General features: G+C 67.3%; 1 protein-coding gene. It reads left to right on the top strand.

The features are described 5' to 3' along the window. The coding region (locus G3I71_RS46150) for a hypothetical protein (protein WP_203733073.1) at positions 1-466 on the top strand (466 nt) is incomplete at its 5' end. Positions 467-556: the final 90 nt, after the last annotated feature.

Below are 556 nucleotides of genomic sequence, written 5' to 3'. Positions count from 1 at the left end.
CGCGCACGCGGTCGCCACGTACACGGAGGACCCGGACGACGGCGCGATGGTGGAGTTCCGTGTGCCGCTCAAGGGACTGCGCATGAACGCCGCACTGGTCTGCGGGGTCACGAGCATCATGCTGCTCCTCGGACTGCTGCTCCCTGGGGCTCAGCAGGCGCTGCTTGATGCGAGCGACGGAGCCGCGGCACTGCTACTTGCCGTGCCTGCGGTCGCTTTCGCCTTCGCCGTCGGGGAGCGAGAGCCCGACATGGTGGCCCTGCTCCTTCAACCGCTGCGTGTGGTCATCGTTGGGTGCGCTCTCCTGCTGCTGGCCTGTGCCGGCAGCATCGTCGGAGTACTTCACGACTGGGCTCGGTACCCGTTGTGGTGGCTCGGCGCCATCATGACGGCGCTCACCTGCGCCACGCTGTTGTGGACGACGATCCGCGTTGTTGTCGGACGGGTGCGCCATCATGGGGGCTGACGATGCGGCAGCGAGGAGGATGGTGGACGTGACAAGCTCCGAGAAGCGCGAGGTTCGTCGGGTCGAGCGACGGACTGAGCCTGGACGGTT

It is taken from the genome of Streptomyces sp. SID12501, from assembly GCF_010550245.1.
Lineage (GTDB): Bacteria > Actinomycetota > Actinomycetes > Streptomycetales > Streptomycetaceae > Streptomyces.
This window is presented reverse-complemented; position numbering and strand designations above follow the sequence as displayed.